The 17,627-nt window shown below is 40.3% G+C and carries 15 protein-coding genes and 5 pseudogenes; 11 read left to right on the forward strand and 9 right to left on the reverse strand.

Going from position 1 to position 17,627, the window contains the following annotated elements:
• The first annotated feature begins 82 nt into the window (after positions 1-82).
• Together PROCOU_RS06215 and PROCOU_RS06220 are read left to right on the forward strand one after the other, a co-directional pair.
• Entirely contained in the window at positions 83-832 is a 750-nt protein-coding gene (locus PROCOU_RS06215) for an ABC transporter ATP-binding protein (RefSeq protein WP_036070557.1), read from the forward strand.
• Complete coding sequence (locus tag PROCOU_RS06220; RefSeq protein ID WP_036070560.1) at positions 822-2,039, forward strand: ABC transporter permease; 1,218 nt, start codon at positions 822-824, stop codon at positions 2,037-2,039. Before PROCOU_RS06215 ends, PROCOU_RS06220 begins: the two co-directional genes overlap by 11 nt.
• A 68-nt stretch (positions 2,040-2,107) precedes the next feature.
• On the opposite strand, the gene PROCOU_RS06225 is transcribed toward PROCOU_RS06220, so the two are convergent.
• Positions 2,108-2,611 (reverse strand): antibiotic biosynthesis monooxygenase family protein, encoded by a 504-nt coding sequence (locus tag PROCOU_RS06225; protein ID WP_036070563.1) that lies wholly within the window; start codon positions 2,609-2,611, stop codon positions 2,108-2,110.
• A 214-nt stretch (positions 2,612-2,825) separates the two neighbouring features.
• Between PROCOU_RS06225 and hemE the strand changes: the two are divergent.
• The 5 genes and pseudogenes from hemE to PROCOU_RS06250 all read left to right on the forward strand — a co-directional run bounded on the left by hemE (position 2,826) and on the right by PROCOU_RS06250 (position 7,635).
• Positions 2,826-3,885: pseudogene (hemE, locus tag PROCOU_RS06230) on the forward strand (uroporphyrinogen decarboxylase).
• Positions 3,882-4,805: a ferrochelatase gene (gene hemH / locus PROCOU_RS06235; RefSeq protein ID WP_036070565.1), complete on the forward strand. Its 924-nt coding sequence runs from the start codon at positions 3,882-3,884 to the stop codon at positions 4,803-4,805. The pseudogene hemE and the gene hemH overlap by 4 nt, the downstream one beginning before the upstream one ends.
• Positions 4,806-4,919: 114 nt before the next feature.
• Positions 4,920-6,254, forward strand: a pseudogene (gene hemG, locus PROCOU_RS06240) (protoporphyrinogen oxidase); the annotation flags it as partial.
• 210 nt (positions 6,255-6,464) lie between these two features.
• On the forward strand, positions 6,465-6,812 hold the full coding sequence (locus PROCOU_RS06245) for a hypothetical protein (protein ID WP_036070567.1): 348 nt from the start codon (positions 6,465-6,467) through the stop codon (positions 6,810-6,812).
• A gap of 200 nt (positions 6,813-7,012) precedes the next feature.
• Positions 7,013-7,635, forward strand: a pseudogene (locus tag PROCOU_RS06250) (HAD-IIB family hydrolase).
• Between the two features lie 204 nt (positions 7,636-7,839).
• Here PROCOU_RS06250 and PROCOU_RS06255 read toward each other — a convergent pair.
• The 8 genes and pseudogenes from PROCOU_RS06255 to treR all read right to left on the reverse strand — a co-directional run bounded on the left by PROCOU_RS06255 (position 7,840) and on the right by treR (position 16,151).
• A pseudogene (locus PROCOU_RS06255) lies at positions 7,840-9,511 on the reverse strand (alpha,alpha-phosphotrehalase).
• A 14-nt stretch (positions 9,512-9,525) separates the two neighbouring features.
• Entirely contained in the window at positions 9,526-10,944 is a 1,419-nt protein-coding gene (treB, locus tag PROCOU_RS06260; RefSeq protein ID WP_036070569.1) for a PTS trehalose transporter subunit IIBC, read from the reverse strand.
• A gap of 144 nt (positions 10,945-11,088) precedes the next feature.
• On the reverse strand, positions 11,089-11,766 hold the full coding sequence (locus PROCOU_RS06265) for an ABC transporter ATP-binding protein (protein ID WP_036070571.1): 678 nt from the start codon (positions 11,764-11,766) through the stop codon (positions 11,089-11,091).
• A gap of 17 nt (positions 11,767-11,783) precedes the next feature.
• On the reverse strand, positions 11,784-12,308 hold the full coding sequence (locus tag PROCOU_RS16445; RefSeq protein WP_244266248.1) for an FtsX-like permease family protein: 525 nt from the start codon (positions 12,306-12,308) through the stop codon (positions 11,784-11,786).
• Positions 12,190-13,197 (reverse strand): ABC transporter permease, encoded by a 1,008-nt coding sequence (locus PROCOU_RS18340; RefSeq protein WP_051994234.1) that lies wholly within the window; start codon positions 13,195-13,197, stop codon positions 12,190-12,192. The genes PROCOU_RS16445 and PROCOU_RS18340 overlap by 119 nt, the downstream gene beginning before the upstream one ends.
• A 79-nt stretch (positions 13,198-13,276) precedes the next feature.
• A complete protein-coding gene (locus tag PROCOU_RS06275) occupies positions 13,277-14,722 on the reverse strand; it encodes a HAMP domain-containing sensor histidine kinase (protein WP_051994235.1) in 1,446 nt (481 codons plus the stop codon).
• On the reverse strand, positions 14,697-15,362 hold the full coding sequence (locus PROCOU_RS06280; RefSeq protein ID WP_036070574.1) for a response regulator transcription factor: 666 nt from the start codon (positions 15,360-15,362) through the stop codon (positions 14,697-14,699). The genes PROCOU_RS06275 and PROCOU_RS06280 overlap by 26 nt, the downstream gene beginning before the upstream one ends.
• Positions 15,363-15,431: 69 nt before the next feature.
• Entirely contained in the window at positions 15,432-16,151 is a 720-nt protein-coding gene (treR, locus tag PROCOU_RS06285; protein WP_036070577.1) for a trehalose operon repressor, read from the reverse strand.
• A gap of 154 nt (positions 16,152-16,305) precedes the next feature.
• On the opposite strand from treR, the gene PROCOU_RS17710 reads away from it, so the two are divergent.
• The 4 genes and pseudogenes from PROCOU_RS17710 to PROCOU_RS06295 form a co-directional block, all read left to right on the forward strand.
• Positions 16,306-16,533 (forward strand): hypothetical protein, encoded by a 228-nt coding sequence (locus tag PROCOU_RS17710; protein ID WP_051994236.1) that lies wholly within the window; start codon positions 16,306-16,308, stop codon positions 16,531-16,533.
• A 55-nt stretch (positions 16,534-16,588) separates the two neighbouring features.
• Complete coding sequence (locus PROCOU_RS16455) at positions 16,589-16,936, forward strand: CRISPR-associated endoribonuclease Cas6 (RefSeq protein WP_149023623.1); 348 nt, start codon at positions 16,589-16,591, stop codon at positions 16,934-16,936.
• On the forward strand, positions 16,893-17,030 hold the full coding sequence (locus PROCOU_RS19255) for a CRISPR-associated endoribonuclease Cas6 (protein WP_077913349.1): 138 nt from the start codon (positions 16,893-16,895) through the stop codon (positions 17,028-17,030). The genes PROCOU_RS16455 and PROCOU_RS19255 overlap by 44 nt, the downstream gene beginning before the upstream one ends.
• A gap of 226 nt (positions 17,031-17,256) precedes the next feature.
• A pseudogene (locus tag PROCOU_RS06295) lies at positions 17,257-17,577 on the forward strand (Bax inhibitor-1 family protein); the annotation flags it as partial.
• Positions 17,578-17,627 lie beyond the last annotated feature (50 nt).

Consider the following 17,627-nt stretch of genomic DNA (forward strand, 5'->3'; position numbering starts at 1 on the left):
ACTGGAATTAGTTAATTTATAGCGAAAATGATATTAACTATGCTATTATAGGGACAATAAGATGGATAATAGGAGTGATAATATGGCTTTAGTAGAGGTTCATAATTTAACTGGAGGCTATACGAAACGCCCAGTTTTAAAAGATATTTCCTTTACAATTGAGGAGCGCCAAATTGTTGGATTGATTGGCTTGAATGGCGCTGGTAAAAGTACGACGATTAAGCATATTACAGGATTGATGCAACAAAAGCAAGGCACAATCACGATTAATGGGCATACGTTGACAGAAAATACGGAGGAATACCGCAAGCAGTTTGCTTATATTCCGGAAACGCCGGTTCTGTATGAGGAGTTGACGCTAAAAGAACATTTGGAGCTTACAGCGATGGCTTATGGTTTAACGGAAGAGGAAATGAATACTCGGATGGTACCTTTGTTAAAAGAATTTCGTTTAGAGAAGAAACTGAACTGGTTTCCTGCCCATTTTTCAAAAGGAATGAAGCAGAAGGTGATGATTATGTCGGCGTTTTTAATTGAGCCGAATTTGTATATTATCGATGAGCCATTCGTAGGGCTTGATCCACTCGGTATTCAGTCACTTTTGCATTGGATTGAAGAGATGAAGGATACAGGCGCAAGCATTTTGATGTCGACGCATATTTTAGCGACGGCCGAGAAGTATTGTGATAGCTTTATTATTTTACATGACGGAATTATTCGCGCGCAGGGAACACTTGCTGATTTGCAGGCGGATTTTGAAATGCCAGGAGCTTCGTTAGACGAGATTTACGTACAATTAACTAGGGAAGAAGAGCAGGCCGATGAAGTTTGATGCGGTAGATTTATTTAAGAAGCGTTTTGGTAGTTATATGGAAGAAGTCAGCCGATATATGCGCTATATGTTAAATGATCACTTGCTTTTCGTACTGATTATTGGTGTAGGAGCGTTTGTTTACTCGTATTCTGGCTGGGTGAAGACGCTGACGCCGGTTTTCCCAGCGATTCCTTTGATGGTGATTTTGCTGACAGCGGCAATTGCGGTGACAACGATTACCACATTACTTAAACGGCCGGATGCGGTTTATTTGATTGTTCAGGAAAAAGCGATGGATCAGTATTTCAAAAAGGCGAATGTGGCTAGTTTTTGGATGCAGATTTATATCTTTATTTTAGTTTTAGCTGCATGTATGCCAATGTATGCTGTTGTAACTGGGTTTAGTTTTTCGCGATTTTTTCCGTTGTTGCTCGTAATGCTTTTGATTAAGTTGTGGAATGTGTATTTTCAATGGGAATCTATGAAGCTTGAAAATGCGGATACGACGTGGCTGTTTACGCGAATTGTGGTGAGTGCAGCGCTGATTTATTTGGTGCTAGCATTTCATTTGATTTGGTCGATACCGGTGACGCTAGTCGTACTTCTAGTGAGTTATATGTGGATGAAGCGCAAAACGGTGGGGCTGACGATTCGATGGGAATATTTGATTGATAAGGAAGAAGCGCGGATGAATAGGTTCTACCGTCTGGCTAACTTGTTTACGGATGTTCCACATTTAAAAGGAACAGTGCGTCGTCGTGCGTACCTAGATTTCTTGTATCGCCCGATTCCGTATGCAAAAGAGAAGTCATTTGCATATTTGTGGAGCCGAACTTTTGTAAGAACAAATGAATTTATGGGGCTCTATGTACGCTTGACGGTTATTGCATTCTTATTGCTCGTCTTTGTGCAAGGATTTTATCTCAATATTATTTTTTCGCTCTTGTTTATTTATTTAACCGGATTTCAGTTTATTCCGATGTTACGCCATTTCGATGGACAGGTGATGTTGAGGCTTTATCCCGTTGATGACCATTTTAGGCGGCGCTCGTTTATTCATTTCTTGCGGATTTTGCTTTTGGCTCAGGCATTACTGTTTGGAATTGTGGGAATTGCGCAGAATGGTTCAATTGGTGGCGTGATTATATTGGCGGTAAACTTAGCTTTTGTGGCAGTGTTTACATTCGTATATGTGCCATATCGGGTGAAAAGGATTTATCAATAAGCTTAAAAATACGTTGTTGAAAACGGGTTTCAACAACGTATTTTTTAATGTTTAGTTGTAAACGATTATTATTTTTCATCATGGAAATATTCAGGGAAATGGTAGACATCAACATGTGAGAAACCGCTTTGTGAGCTATTGCTACGAATATGCTCCATGATTTTATTGTGTTCGCGACCGGTTTTCCAATGTTGATAGTCGTCACCACTGTCCCAAAAGGTGATGATGAGGTATTTGTTTTCGGTTCTAGATTGTAGTAGTTGCATACATTGTAGACCGCGCGCTTCGTGTAAGGTCAAGGCAACAGATTGATATAATTTTTGAAAAATAGGAACTTCTTCCGAGCGCAGGTACAGATATTCGAATGTTACAGTACCATAGCCTTTTATTTCACCAAAGTTTTGGTTGATTCGATAAGCTGTTCCTTCTTTAAAAACGGTAGATTCGGTTGTTTCCTCTAAAAGGATGGAGTCACCAAAATTTTGTAGTAGTAGGATGTTACGGGTTGGATTATCTGATAGGATTTGGCGAAGAAAGTGTTCCGTTCCGCTTGTGATATACGCGTATTTCATAAAAATGGCCTTCTTTCTATAAGTAGTATGTAGAACAGGATAAATTATTCCATAACTAAATACTACAACTATATTCCTCTTTCTGCAAAAATAAAACGTTATGGAGTGACTTATCTGGTTTTTAACTTGTTTTTTTTGGTATGCTGTAGATTGTAATAATTATAAAGTGCGTTAGGGATTTATGTGCTTTAATGAACATGAAGGGGTTTTGTTTATGAAGAGGTTAGAGAATGACTTATTTTTACGTGCTGCTAGAAAAGAGGCTGTGGATCAGATTCCGGTTTGGTATATGCGACAAGCAGGGCGCTCACAACCAGAATATCGCAAGTTAAAGGAAAAGTATTCATTATTTGAAATTACGCATCAGCCGGAGCTGTGCGCTTATGTAACACGTCTTCCTGTTGAGCAGTATGGTGTGGATGCAGCTATTCTTTATAAAGATATTATGACGCCACTTCCTGGTATGGGTGTGGAGGTGGAGATTAAGAGCGGGGTTGGACCAGTAATTGCGAATCCGATTCAGACGGGTAAGGATGTTGAGCGATTGGTGTCATTTCAAGCTGATGAACATGTGCCGTATGTGTTAGATACAATTCGCTTGTTAGCAGAGGAACAGCTTACTGTACCGCTGATTGGATTTGCTGGGGCGCCGTTTACGCTTGCAAGTTATATGATTGAAGGGGGACCATCAAAAACGTATCATCAAACGAAGGCATTTATGTATACACATGAGGCGGAATGGCATATGTTGATGCACAAATTAGCGGTGATGACGGCGGATTATTTGCTAGCACAGATTAAAGCTGGGGCTAGCGCTGTTCAAATTTTTTGATTCGTGGGTTGGTGCGCTTAGTGCCGCGGACTACCATACATATATTAAACCTGGTATTGCGCAAATTATAACAACAGTGAAGAAAGAAAGTCCGCTGACGCCTGTTATTATGCAAGCAGTTGGCGCGACGCATTTGTTGCCTGAGTGGCGAGATTTAGATGTGGATGTGGTTGGTGTAGACTGGCGGATGTCGATTGCGGATGCTAGAATGCGAGCTGGCGGCAAGGCGTTGCAGGGGAATTTGGATCCTTCGCTACTTTTGGCGCGCGAAAAATGTTTGGAGCAAGCGAATCTTATTTTAGAAGAAGGAACGCAGGGACCAGGCTTTATTTTTAATTTAGGGCATGGTGTTTTTCCAGAGGTGCAGCCTGAGATGTTGAAGGAATTAACGGCGTTTGTACATGAGAGAAGTGCAATTTTACTAAGGGGTGGAGAGCAGTGAGCAGAAAAGTTGGATTGTTGGTAATGGCATATGGAACGCCTTACAAAGATGAGGATATTGAGCGTTATTATACAGATATTCGGCATGGACGTACGCCAAGTCAGGATTTGATTGATGATCTTCGTTCGCGGTATCACGCGATTGGTGGACTTTCTCCACTTGCTAAGATTACGCAGGCACAAGCGTTTGGACTAGCGGAGACACTGAATGGCATGCAATCGGATATTGAATTTAAGGCGTATATTGGACTGAAGCACATTGAACCGTTTATTGAAGATGCGGTACAGGAAATGAAAAATGATGGTTTGGAAGAAGCGATTTCGATTATTTTAGCACCGCACTATTCTAGTTTCAGTGTGAAGGAGTATAATGGTCGAGCTCTTAAAAAAACAGAAGAGATTGGCGGGCCAGTGATTCAGACAATCGATAGTTGGTATGATGAACCGAAATTTATTGAGATGTGGACGAGACGGATTAATGCTGTTGCGATTCCGAAAGAGGAGTTAGATAAGACAGTGCTTATTGTTTCGGCGCATAGTTTGCCGGAGAAGATTAAGGAGCACGGTGATCCATACCCAGATCAGTTGGAGGAGACAGCGAATTTGATTTTTGATCAAGTGGATGTACCACACTATGCATTGGGTTGGCAAAGTGAAGGCAAGACAGGGACGCCTTGGCTTGGGCCTGATGTGCAGGACTTGACGCGTACTTTGTTTGCGGAGCATGGCTACAAGCATTTTATTTATACACCAGTTGGGTTTGTGGCGGAGCATTTGGAGGTGTTGTATGATAATGATTACGAGTGTAAGGTGGTGACGGATGAAATTGGAGCGGTCTATCACCGTCCACCGATGCCAAATGATGATCAGGAATTTTTAGATGTATTGGCGACAGTTGTTTGGAAAAGTTGGAATAAATAGAGATAAATTTAACTAAAAGGTGAGTGTTTCCTGTGGTCAAGAAAAAAATAGTTGTGATTGGTGGCGGAATTACAGGATTGTCGAGCACGTTTTACTTAAAAAAGGGAGCTTGAAAAAAAGGGATTGGATTATGAATTGGTTTTGCTGGAAGCGGGGACAAGAGTTGGGGGAAAGATTGAAACCGTTAGACGTGATGGATATGTAATTGAGCGTGGGCCTGATTCATTTTTGAGGCGGAAGCCGGAAATGCAGACTTTGGTACAGGATCTAGGGCTGGAAGATCAGTTGATAGAAAATGCAACGGGGGATAATTATGTTCTCGCAAAACAGGATCTTCATGCGATTCCACGTGGGTCAATCATGGGAATTCCGGCGCGATATCGTTCATTTCTTAAGTCTGGATTGCTTTCTGCTAGTGGCAAGCTACGTGTGCTTGGTGATTTGTTTTTGGGAAAGCAGCAAGTGAATGGTGAGGATATGTCGTTGGGGGCTTTTTTGAGGGCACGTGTTGGTGATGAAATGGTTGATAATGTGCTGGAACCGTTAATGTCGGGAATTTATGCTGGTGATTTGTACGAGATGAGCGCAGAAGCGACTGGTGAGCATTTTTTGCGGCTGGAACGTGAACATGGAAGTCTGATTAAGGGAATTCGCGCTATTTATAATAAAACGACGGCAAAGCAAGCTTCAGAATCGACATTTTTGACGCTAAGAGATGGTTTAACAACGATTGTGGAGGCACTAGAAAAAGAACTTTCCACTAAAATAGTAAAAAAAGGAAAGCGAGTACAAAAGATTTTAAAACAAGCGCGCGGTTATGAGTTAATGATATCCAATCAGGAAAAGCTGCAAGCTGACAGTATTTTTATTGCGTTACCATATCACGAAATTATTCCGATGTTTCGAGAGGACGCAGTTTTTGAGGAAATTGGTGAGATTCCAGCAGCGAGCGTGGCATCTGTTGGGATGATTTTTCCGAAAGATGCTATTGAGCGGGACATTAAGGGAAGTGGGTTTGTTGTGTCGCGAAATGAAGATTTTTCGATGACAGCATGTTCATGGATTCACCGAAAATGGCCACATACAGTTCCTGATGACAAAATACTGTTGCGTGCGTTCATTGGTCGTAGGAAAGAAGAATCGATTGTTGATTTAGCGGATAAAGCGATTGAAGAGACCGTTTTGAATGATTTGAATCGAATTATGAAGATTAATCAGGCTCCTGAGTACACGATGGTCACACGCTGGCGAAATAGTATACCGCAGTATACTGTGGGACATTTGCAACGAAAAGCAGCGGTCTTAGATTTTTTTCGTCAGGAGTATCCTGGTATTTTTGCTGGGGGAGCATCATTTGACGGTGTGGAGTTGTCGGAATGTGTGCGACAAGGAAAAGATGGAACAGCGCTGATTTTAGATTATTTGGAGGGATTGGAAGTTCAACGATAGTTGTGTTGTATTAACATCTGGAGAAAATGCGTATGAAACCTATGCGTTGAATTGTAGTTAACACCTTCTATTCGAGCTTTAACGGCTGATTTTTAGCGCCGTTGAAGCTTTTCTTAATTTATTACCATAATACTACCCAGTTTTAATCGTATTCTCATTTTCCTCGGGCATACTAGCAATATAGACAAACCCAATATGGGAGGAAAAACAATGAATAGATTAGAAAAGAAAAGAATTGCAGAGAATATCAATTTATATATAAGATTGAATGGTTTCACGAAACGCTCTTTTGCGAAGGCTACTAATTTTTCGCAAGGTACAGCAGAAGCGATTTTGAATGGTAAGGTTATAAGTAATGCGAAATTCAATAAATACATACTGAATATAACTGAAAAGCTAGGGTTGGATCCTCATTATTTTGAACAAAATAAGGAAGCAATTCTATCAATGCCAATTCATTATCAAGAAGAAGAAGAGAAGATTCATATCGGTGACGAGAAATACAATACTATTAGCGCGATGCTAAAAATTGGTGATGTCTATTATAGCAATTTGTAATGAGAAAGAGTTGGTGTCCAAGCGTTTGGATGCCAACTTTTTATTTGAAATTCGGAATACATCATGATTGAAATATGGTATTGTTTAGTGGCAGGTTGTTTGAAGAAAGGAGTTGTTAGATTGAAACCGGCAGCGATTTGTTTTTTTTTGATTTAGATGGGACTTTATTGCCGGTTGATTCTACGGTGGTGACGAGTTCGGTGAATGTTTTACAGAAATTACGTGCAAAAAATATTATGCCGATTATCGCTACGGACGTACATTATGTGAGATTGAGCATGTGCTTGAAGTAACGGAAATGACGTCTGTAATTGCGATGAATGGTCAGTATGTTTCGTATAGTGGGAAAGAAGTATACACGAGTCCAATTGATGTGGATGAGATTAAAGCGTTACATAAAGGAGCTAAGTCACAAAATGTCGAAATGGCTGTTTATACGGAGTCTAAAATTCGTGGGACGGCGCAAAATGAGGTAATGGATAAGCATTATTGTTATTTAGGTGAGGAATCGTCGGATGTGGAGCTTTATCTGAATGAACCAATCTATATGTTGTTGTTACTGTTGGAACATGGAGCTGATTATTTTCCAGAGCGTTTTCCTTATTTTCAATTTGTACGGAATACACCGTTCAGTAATGATGTAGTGCCAAAAGGTGATTCAAAAACACAAGGGATTGCCAAGCTACTGGAAGTCATGGATTTTGAGGATGTTCCTACATACGCGTTTGGTGATGGAATGAATGATTTGGAGATGTTTGAGGCTGTGGATCACGCGATTGCAATGGGATTGAAAAAAGGACTGCGATTATGCGGTTTACTTTAAAGGATGATATGAAAAAAGCCAGATGACAAAACATCATCTGGCTTTTTATAGCGCCCTTAAACTGCCTTCCACAAAGCATTGATGTTTAAGAGGTTGGCAGTGGAATCTTCACACTGCTTGTAGGCTCATCGCATGAAATAATATTAACACGCGATGCTTGTAAAGTAAAGTATTATTTGCAACTAGTACTTTTTGAAGCTGGTTTTATTTTATATGCAAAAGCAAGGCTTCGTAAGGTTGCAAAACAAGCGTATTTGTTATTGCTTCATGCGGATAATTAGATTCGAGAATCTGACAAGTTTTATGATGATGTCGTTCTGGAAGATTCCAAACTTGCTCCTCTGCACTAAAATTACCTACGACAAGCAATGTTTCACTATTCCATTGACGCTCGTAATCGTAAATCGTTTCACTGGTAGCGTCTAGTAACCGGAAATCACCATTTGCAAAAATTTCATGGCTACGGCGTAAAGCAATTAGGCGTTGATACGTATAAAAAATAGAATCAGGATTCGCGAGGGCTTTCTCCGCTGTCCAAGTGTCTTTGTGAATCGGTGCGAGCCAAGGTTTTCCGTTTGTGAAACCAGAATGAGCATCGTCGTTCCATTGCATTGGAATTCGAGCATTCTCCCGTGATTTTTCACGCAAAATTTTGTAATGCGTCGGTCTCGGGCATACCGTCTGCAAGCATTTGCTTGTAGGCATTCCGTGACTCTGCATCATCGTACTGCGAAATATCCGTAAAATTAGCATCAGTCATCGCAATTTCTTCACCTTGATAAATATAGGTAGTTCCTTGTAAACCAAACAAGATAATTGCTAGAAGTTTTGCGCTCTGCTCCCGATATATTTGATCGTCGGCAAAACGTGCAAGCGCTCTTGGTTGGTCATGATTCGTCCAGAATAAGGCATTCCAACCACCGCCAGCCGCCATTTTCAACTGCCATTCGGACATGACACGCTTTAAATCTGATAGTCGATATTTCGCACTAGCCCATTTCTTCCCGTTAGGATAGTCGACTTTCATATGATGAAAATTGAACACCATCGACAGCTCTTCGCGTTTTGGATGCGTATATTTAATGCATTGTTCAGGTGTTGTGGAGGACATTTCGCCGACAGTCACAAGATTATATTTCTCAAAAACGCGCCGATTCATCTGATGTAAATACTCATGAACATGTGGTCCATCAACATAAAATTTGCGGCCATCATCCTGTGCTGTTGCCAATGAATCATTCGGAAAATCAAGGTTTTTTGAGATGTTATTAATGACATCTAAACGGAAACCGTCGATACCTTTCTCGCCCCACCAAGCCATCATTTGATAGATTTCTTCTTGGAGATTCGGGTTCTCCCAGTTTAAATCTGGCATCCCTACTTCATAAAGATGCAGGTAATATTGGCCAGATGCGGCATCTAGCTCCCATGCTGAACCGCTGAACTTTGAAAGCCAGTTATTCGGTGGCCCACCGTCTGGTGCGGGGTCTTTCCAAATATAATAATCGCGATACGGGTTGTCCTTGCCTTTTAGCGCTTCTTGAAACCAGTGATGCTGATACGATGTGTGGTTGACTACCATGTCCATCATAATCTTTAACCCACGACGGTGCGCTTCTTCTAAAAGCTCTTCAAAATCAGCCATTGTTCCGTACTGTGGGTCAATCGCAAAATAATCTGCAATATCGTAGCCATTATCGCGTTGTGGTGATACATACATTGGTGTTAACCAGACTAAATCGATGCCGAGTTTGGCGAGATAATCTAATTTCTCAATAATACCGCGAATGTCACCGATTCCATCGCCATTTGTATCGTTAAAACTGCGCGGGTAAATCTGGTATACTGTTCCTTTTTTCCACCATTCATTGTTCATCTTAAAAAATCCTCCTAAAATCCTGCATTTCCTTGTTTTCGTCTTGCTAATCCGATAATACATGTTAGTACAAAGGGAACACCAATCGCAATCAGCATACCAATTGCATATGCTCCCCAACCAGCTCGCGTAATGGAGAGGATTGAGAACAAACCGCTGACACCGATAGATTGTGAGATGACTCCGTTGTAAGCGATGAATCCGCCGGCAAGTCCAGCACCAATCATCGAACAAACGAAGGCGTATTTAGCTCGTAAATTGACTCCAAACATCGCGGGTTCTGTAATGCCAAGATAGGCTGAAAGTGCGGAAGTGAGCGCAATGCTACGATTCTTTTTGTCACGAGTTACAAAAGCCATAGCAAGTGCAGCCGAGCCTTGCGCTGTATCGGAAAGTGCTTGAATTGGCCAAAACATCGTTCTACCCGTCGTTGAAATAAGTTGTAGATTGACGGCAAGGAAGGCATGGTGCATCCCAGTAATAACTAGAAGAGCAAAACAGGCACCGAATAGAATACCAGTAATCATTGGTGAAATATTAGATAGGCCAACAATCCCATCTGTAATCCAGTTAGAAATCCAGAGTGTGATAGGCCCAATCGCAATGAGTGAAAGTGCGCTCGTCACGAGAAGTGTTACTGGGGCTACAATCAGTAATTGGAAAGCGTCGGCAACGACACGGCGTAGCGCTTTTTCAATGGAAGCGTATACCCAAGCAGCCACAAGAACTGGCAATACTTGACCTTGGTAACCGATTTGTGCCACTTCAAGTCCAAAGAAGTTCCAGTACTGAGGCTCTTTCACCCCGATATCATAAGCACTCATCAATGCAGGATTCACCAGCACGAGTCCGAGCACAATTCCCATCAGCGGGTTTCCACCGAAATATTTTACAGCCGACCAACCAACAAGCGCTGGCAAGAAGGCAAAGGCGGTCCCAGCAATCATACTAATCATTCCAGCAATACTAGCTAAGTTCGGATACATATCAACAAGTGATTTACCCTCGACAAAAATTCCAACACCAACGAGTACATTATTAATACCAAGTAAAAGACCACTAGCTACAATTGCTGGCAAAATTGGAATGAAAACGTCGGCTAGCATTTTCACGATTTTTTGAAGTGGATTTAATTTTTTCGCATTTTCTTCTTTCAGTTCTGCGGTAGTGACTTCTTTGACATTCGTCTGACGAACGAGTTCTTCGTAGGCTTTATCAACGGTTCCTTGGCCGATAACGACTTGGTACTGGCCATTAGAACTGAAATTGCCTCGGACAATATCAATTTCTTTTAGTGCTTCTTCATCCACAATGGATTCATCCTTAAGCTGAAAACGGAGACGAGAAATACAATGCGTCGCCATATTGATATTATCTTCGCCACCAATTGCTGCAATTATTGCTGCGATATTCTTTTTTGTAACCTTTGCCATCTTAAAATTCCCCTCTTTCTGATAATTATAATATGTAATCGATTTCATTAGATTTATTATAAGTTGTTTAAACAACTTATGCAAGCCTTTTCTTAAATTTGTTTAAACAAATTTAAGAAACCTCGCTAAGGCGAGGTTTCTTACTCAAAATGTTTCTATTAATTGTTTGCCTTTTAATGTTAAGGTAATATCGGATTGTTTGGCAATTGATTTATCGTGCGTTACCATGATGATGCATTTTCCTTTTTGATGAGCCAATGCTTTGAATAAGTAGATGATTTTTTCTGCGGTTTCGCCATCTAGATTCCCAGTTGGTTCGTCTGCAAAGATAATCTGGGCGCTACCGGAGAGGGCTCGGGCGATGGTGACACGTTGTTGTTGTCCACCGCTGAGCTTTAGGACGGGGCGCTTTATTTGGTCTTCGGTAAGTCCAACTTCTGTTAAAACTTTAATGGCATGGGCACGCTTGTTTCTCATACCAGGATGCTGAATGCCGATTGCTGTTATGACATTTTGTAGCGCGGTCATGTAGGGAATCAGATTATATGCTTGAAAAATGATGGCACAATGGTTTTTGCGGTATTTTTGTAAGCTTAGTGATTTGTTAATGCTCTGTTTTTGGAATAATACTTGCCCTTGATTTGGTATATCGAGGCCCGATGCGATGGAGAGGATAGTTGTTTTTCCAGAACCGGATGGACCTAAGATAGTATAGAATGTGCTGGCGTCAAAGTCATAAGATGTATTTTCTAAAATGGTTTGGGTTTTGCCACCAGACTGGTATTGATAAGATAGATTGTTTAACGATAAAATATTTTCCATATAAATTCACCTGTCCTTTAATCGTTTTTTGATAAGATCATTTTTGGTTGAAGTCTGATGATAAATAGACATGGGAGTAAGGTTGCGATAATGATAACTAGCATCCCAATGCCACCGACTTCAATCATGTCTTGCCTTGAAATCGTGACGTCTACAGAATCGATAGCTTCACCTTTTGGTTTATCTACGTCTGTTGAACCGCCGAAGGTAGTAACCATCGCGCCAGATGGTGATTCATTTTCTTTATTGTCTTTTGTTTGTTGGACTTCTTTTGCAAGCATATGATTCGTGACTGCTTGGCCAATTGGCTGACTTGTGATACAGGCAATCGAGAAGGCAATCATACCAATCATGATAACTTCAACTAAAAATTGACCAATTAGTTTTGCTTTATTTTCACCAAGTGAGAGTAGGACACCCATTTCAAAGCGGCGTTCGCGAATGGATAAAAGAACAAGAAGGGCTAAAATTAGTCCACCCGCAAGTGCCGTGATAACAACGATGACATTCGCGAAAGAGGCAACGTTTTGGATAGGTGTCATCATTTTTTTTATAAGCTTCATCGTTGGCATCCCATCGGTAGAAGTCTTTATCTACTTCACTCACTTTAGAAGCTGCTTTTTTGAAAGCATCGATTAACTGTGGGTCTGTCATTGTATACGTTGCTGAGGTTAGAGAACCGTTGTAAGTGAAGGGTATAGCGGCATCGACTGGGACGTATATTTTATTGGCAGGTTCCATGAAATCGACAGGAAATTGTTGGGACCCGGTTGCTTGATTGCTCGTATAAATACCATGAACGGTAAATTCGATTGGCTTGTCTGTTTGTAATTCTTTGAGTTTAAAGGTGTCGCCAACTTTGAGTTTATTCTGATCGGCAAAACGTTTTTCAATGACAGCGAGATTACCTTTGTCTTTATTAGTAAGGCTTTTTCCAGAAACTATTTTCTCGGTTCCCTTTTTAAAAGTGGCGATACCGTCTGTATTGTTTGTACCAGTTAACATGAAGTCTGGCATTTTTGCTTCTCCGCCGCCGCCAGCAGAAGCAACGGCTATATCTTGATCACCATCTTTTTTCTCTGATTTAATCGGATTTTTATCAACTTTGGCTGCAGATGCGTCCACGAGATATTGATAACTAGCTACTTGCTCTAGATCTTTTACTTTTTCGATGTTTTCGAGTTTAAGTGGCGGGGCCTCCTTAGGTTGTTTTCCTGCCTCCATATCTTTCATTAGTTTGTCCATGTTTAAGTTTAACGTTACTTCACCACCGAGTTTCTTGCGGGCGTTCTCTGCGCTTTTTTCGGTAGCTGATTGGATTGCAAATCCAGCAAATACGAGGCTACAGAGTACGAATAGTAAGATAAGCATAAGGAAGGACTTTCCTTTCTTTGCCCAAATGCTGATACACGCTCTTCTGATAAAATCCATATAAAAAAAACCTCCAATTTCTTTGATAAAACTAACTTTATCGAAAGAAAATGGAGATAGGGTGGACCTTAAGTGTAGATTAGGTGGATTCTGATTCCCAGATGCTGAATTTGACGCCTTGTTCTTGATTTTCGATTTTGTAGGAAAGCTTTGATTTTTCGAGAAACGTCGCAGTGATGAATAAACCAATACCACTTCCACCAGTTGTCTTGTTGCCTGATTTTTCGAGACGGTAAAAAGCATCGAAAAGTTTAGTAAGTTCCTCATCTGGAATTTTGGGTGCGTCATTATAGATGGAAAAATGCCAGCTGGTTGCCGTTTGGCTTAGCGTGATAACGATTTCATCATCATTTTTTGAGTACTGGAAGGCATTATGAATGACATTTGTAATTGCTTTTTCGACTAGTTTTTGGTTGGCGTGAATGAACACGTCAGACGTTATTTGCTTGCTCAAACGCCGATTTGCGGCTTCAGGATGCCACTGTTCCTGTTGGATGCAATCGCTAATAAAAGTAGAGAGGTTAAATGTTGTTTTGCTCATTTCAAAATCAGCGCTGTCCACGCGTGATATTTCCAACATATCTTGCACGAGAGCCGACATTTGCTCCATTGTCTCATAAGAACGTTTTAAATAGGTATTGCGATCGCTGTAAGGGCCAATACGATGAATCATCGCTTCAAGTTGACCCATCACAGATGCAATTGGTGATTTTAGCTCGTGGGAGACAGCAGTAATAAACTGTTTTCGTGTTTCTTCCTGTGCACGTTCTTTGGCAATCTCTGTCTCTAACTGGATGTTGACGCGCTGTAAATCGATGAGAGTTCCTTCCAGCTCATGCGCCATATCGTTGAGGTGGCGCGATAATTGCCCAATCTCATCTGTGGAATTGACTGGCAAGTTTTCAGAAAAATCGAGTCGTGCCATCTTATTTGCAACGTCATTCATGCGTAAAAGGGGTTTTACAGTTCTTTTTGAGAAAAAGTAGGCTGATATAAAACTAAGAATTAGCACAAAAATCAGGAAATAGGGTGCAAAAAGCAATAATACGGAGGAGATGTCTGTTAATGGCTGAATATTGATAAAGTAGTATAAGGTGTAGGGCTTACCGTTAATTGTCAATCTCTTCTCGACGCTTGTATTGGACTCTGATGAAAAGGTTGTAACAGAGGATGCCCCCACTGTGATAGCTGTTGAAGCCTGCCCAGTAGATTGGGCTTCGGTAAATGGAATATAGACAATCTGATTCATACTATTCAGTAAGAATGGTGAAATATTATTTGTGGATGCAAAATCATCTATAGCAGATTCAATATCTTGTAATGAGCCAGTTTTAGATGTTTCTACGACTAAATTGGCGCCATTCTCTAATTTTTGTTTTTTATAATCAAGATAGAAATTTGGTAGAAATAAAAGTAACATCGCGTAAATCAAAGCTGTGAATACGATTAATAGCGCTAGTGTGATGAAAAATATCTTAGCACTGATTTTCGCGCGAATCTTAGTAATCCATTTTATAGCCAGCACCCCTAACTGTTTGGATTTTATCAGTAGCGAGTTTTTTGCGCAGGTTCTTGATGTGTGTATTGATGATTTTCGTATCGACAATGTATTCGTAATCCCAAGCTTGTTCCAACAGCATTTCCCGTGTGAAAACGCGACCTGGATTTTTCATGAGTAGGCGTAAAATATCGAATTCTTTGCGTGTTAGTTCTACTGATTGACCGTGAGATGTGACTTGAAAGGACTCGGTATTCAATGCGATTTCGGCTAGCTCTAGTATATGAATATTATCAGGTGATTCTGTAGAACTTCTACGAATGAGCGCCTCCACGCGTTTTAGCAATACTTTATATGAAAAAGGTTTTTGAATATAGTCATCTGCGCCAAGTTCGAATCCCTTCAATTCAGAGTCCTCTTCGCCTAGAGCAGTAAGCATTAGAATGGGGGTGCTTGACTTTGTACGAATAAGTTCACAAAGCGTGTAGCCATCCATTTTCGGCATCATAATATCCATGATAATTAGGTCAAACGCTTGCGATTCAAAAATTCCGAATGCCTCCATCCCATTTTCTGATGTCAAGACCTCGTATCCTTCTGCAATAAGAAATGCGCGAGTGACCTCTAGAATATTTGGATCGTCCTCTACAACTAATATTTTTTTCATGTAAGCCTCCTTAAAAACACGATTCACTTTATTATAACTTGTAAAAGTGGAGCTTAGATGGAGTAGGGTTTATTTTAATCGTTGTGCGGAATCAAAAAAAACAAAACGGTCAGGGCGATGGCGCGATTCTGTGTATTCGAACATAGTTCCATCAGCATCATACGCGTAGTTTTTGACAACAGCTAGGCAATCGTAGCCTGCTAAATCGAGATGCTTTTTGTCATCTTGAAGTGCCTTTTCAACGACGATATATCGCTTAGAAGTAACGATTTTGACGTGCAGCTCGTCTTCGATGTATTCATATATAGACTGCGCAGCTTTTTCGGGGGTTAAATTGCGAACGACTTTACGATCAAAATAGTTTATATCAAAAATCAATGCTTCTTCTTCGACTAGACGCAGGCGCTTAATATAGAAAACTTCTGTACCAATAGGTAACATCGTTTTTTCTGCCAATGTTGCGTCGATCGTTAATTCTTCAAAATGCACGACTTTTGTTTGAAATGTTTTATGATTGCGAGTGAGAGATTCCTTCATGCTTTCCACGCCGCCAAACATGAATTCAATCGATGTATGTTGATGAATAACCATGACACCTTTGCCACGAACGCTTTGAACGTAGCCTACTTTGACGAGTTCGGAAATTGCACGTCGAACTGTGTTGCGACTGCAATGAAAGCGAGAAGCAAGGGCATGTTCTGTAGGTAACATCTCTTTGAAAGCGTATTGTTCTTCTTCAATTTCTTTTTTTAACTCTAAATAAATATCATGATAAACGGCTTTACCCATGTGTGTCCCTCCGATTTTGCTAATCTGTTTAAATAGCATCTTCATTCATTGTACTAAAGAAAGTTTGAGAAAGAAAGAGGAGGTTATCATTGGATGTATATGGGAAATAGTGATATATTAGTATCGTGCGGAAACAATCAAGAGGAGGATTGGGATGAGACTAAAAATAAGCTGCGAACTTAGTTCCAATAAGATTCCCGCAGACTATAGGCGCAAGGTTGTTAGCGTTATGAAAGCAGGGCTCTCAAAATCAAACGAGGCGAAGTATAAGGAGATGTATAGCGGAAATAAACAAAAAAATTTTACTTTTTCTGTATACTTACCAAAACCAAAGTTTAATGGGACTATTATTGAACTAGAGCGAAAAAAACATCGTAATTAATTTTGCGACAGCAGATGCTGAATTAGGTATTAATTATTACAATGCCTTAGTGAATGTGAAAGATAAATTATTGCCTTTTTCGCAAATGAATCAAATTAAAGTGAAGAATATCCAAATCGTACAGGAAGAACAAATCGTTGCAGGGCGCATGGCGTTCAAGACACTGTCACCAATCGTATGTCGTGATCACAATAAAGAAACAAAGAAAGATTGGTTTTATTGGTGGGAAGAAGATGCTTTTGAAACTATTTTGAAACGGAATTTATATTTTCAACTGCGCGATAAATTTGGAGAATATGTGAAATCTGATATTGACGCTTTGGAATTTCGCGAAGTAGCGATAAAAAAAAACGGTCGTTATTTGTTACAATCTACACGTTGCCTGCTCACTAGGCAAATTTGAGCTTATAGGTCAACCATACTTACTAAATCATTTTGTCCAAGGCGGTATCGGCTCGATGCGCGGTATGGGCTTTGGCATGATTGAAAAAATCTAGTATACAATTAATCTAATCAATATGAAAGCAATTAAGGACGATGAACGCTGTTTTGAGAGAGCGGTATTTAGTGATGCTCATTTTTAAATAGAATATAACATGCTATACTAATGAAATAATCGAGGAACGGCAAATAATGAATGAGATTTATTGTAGCGCTGAATATGCTGTAACTGGTGCGACAAAAGCTGAAATTATGCAAAAAGGACTTCATTGGTTCGTCATATCTTTATTAAGGGCATTTGCAATAGCTACTGTTAGGTTTCACAGCCCTGGGGTTTGTTGGAGCAAAAATGAAAACTGATTTATCATTTTTGGCAAAAGAATTGTTCGCAGCTTTACTTATTGTCGTTGTGATTTCGTTAATGTCAACTATTTTTGCAGGAGGGGAGACATTGCTGTTCTCATTGTATACATTGTTTGATTTCAACCAAATCATGAAGCGAGATGTGACGACGCAAGGCGTGCAGGTTTTGACGCTTAGTCTGTATTGGATTTCTTGAATTTATTTTTGTTCTTGTTGCGGTTGTTTACTGGACGTAGATGATTTAGTAATCAAAAAAAGAAGAATTTTATCCCGTAACAGGAGGAATTCTT

This window comes from Listeria rocourtiae FSL F6-920, from assembly GCF_000525975.1.
Lineage (GTDB): Bacteria > Bacillota > Bacilli > Lactobacillales > Listeriaceae > Listeria_A > Listeria_A rocourtiae.

Excerpts from the sequence above, each read along its gene's own strand:
- PROCOU_RS06215 (WP_036070557.1), top strand. The coding sequence starts at position 83 with ATGGCTTTAGTAGAGGTTCATAATTTAACTGGAGGCTATACGAAACGC.
- PROCOU_RS06220 (WP_036070560.1), top strand. The coding sequence starts at position 822 with ATGAAGTTTGATGCGGTAGATTTATTTAAGAAGCGTTTTGGTAGTTAT.
- PROCOU_RS06225 (WP_036070563.1), bottom strand. The coding sequence starts at position 2,611 with ATGAAATACGCGTATATCACAAGCGGAACGGAACACTTTCTTCGCCAA.
- PROCOU_RS06245 (WP_036070567.1), top strand. The coding sequence starts at position 6,465 with ATGAATAGATTAGAAAAGAAAAGAATTGCAGAGAATATCAATTTATAT.
- treB (WP_036070569.1), bottom strand. The coding sequence starts at position 10,944 with ATGGCAAAGGTTACAAAAAAGAATATCGCAGCAATAATTGCAGCAATT.
- PROCOU_RS06265 (WP_036070571.1), bottom strand. The coding sequence starts at position 11,766 with ATGGAAAATATTTTATCGTTAAACAATCTATCTTATCAATACCAGTCT.
- PROCOU_RS16445 (WP_244266248.1), bottom strand. The coding sequence starts at position 12,308 with ATGACACCTATCCAAAACGTTGCCTCTTTCGCGAATGTCATCGTTGTT.
- PROCOU_RS18340 (WP_051994234.1), bottom strand. The coding sequence starts at position 13,197 with ATGGATTTTATCAGAAGAGCGTGTATCAGCATTTGGGCAAAGAAAGGA.
- PROCOU_RS06280 (WP_036070574.1), bottom strand. The coding sequence starts at position 15,362 with ATGAAAAAAATATTAGTTGTAGAGGACGATCCAAATATTCTAGAGGTC.
- treR (WP_036070577.1), bottom strand. The coding sequence starts at position 16,151 with ATGGGTAAAGCCGTTTATCATGATATTTATTTAGAGTTAAAAAAAGAA.
- PROCOU_RS17710 (WP_051994236.1), top strand. The coding sequence starts at position 16,306 with ATGAGACTAAAAATAAGCTGCGAACTTAGTTCCAATAAGATTCCCGCA.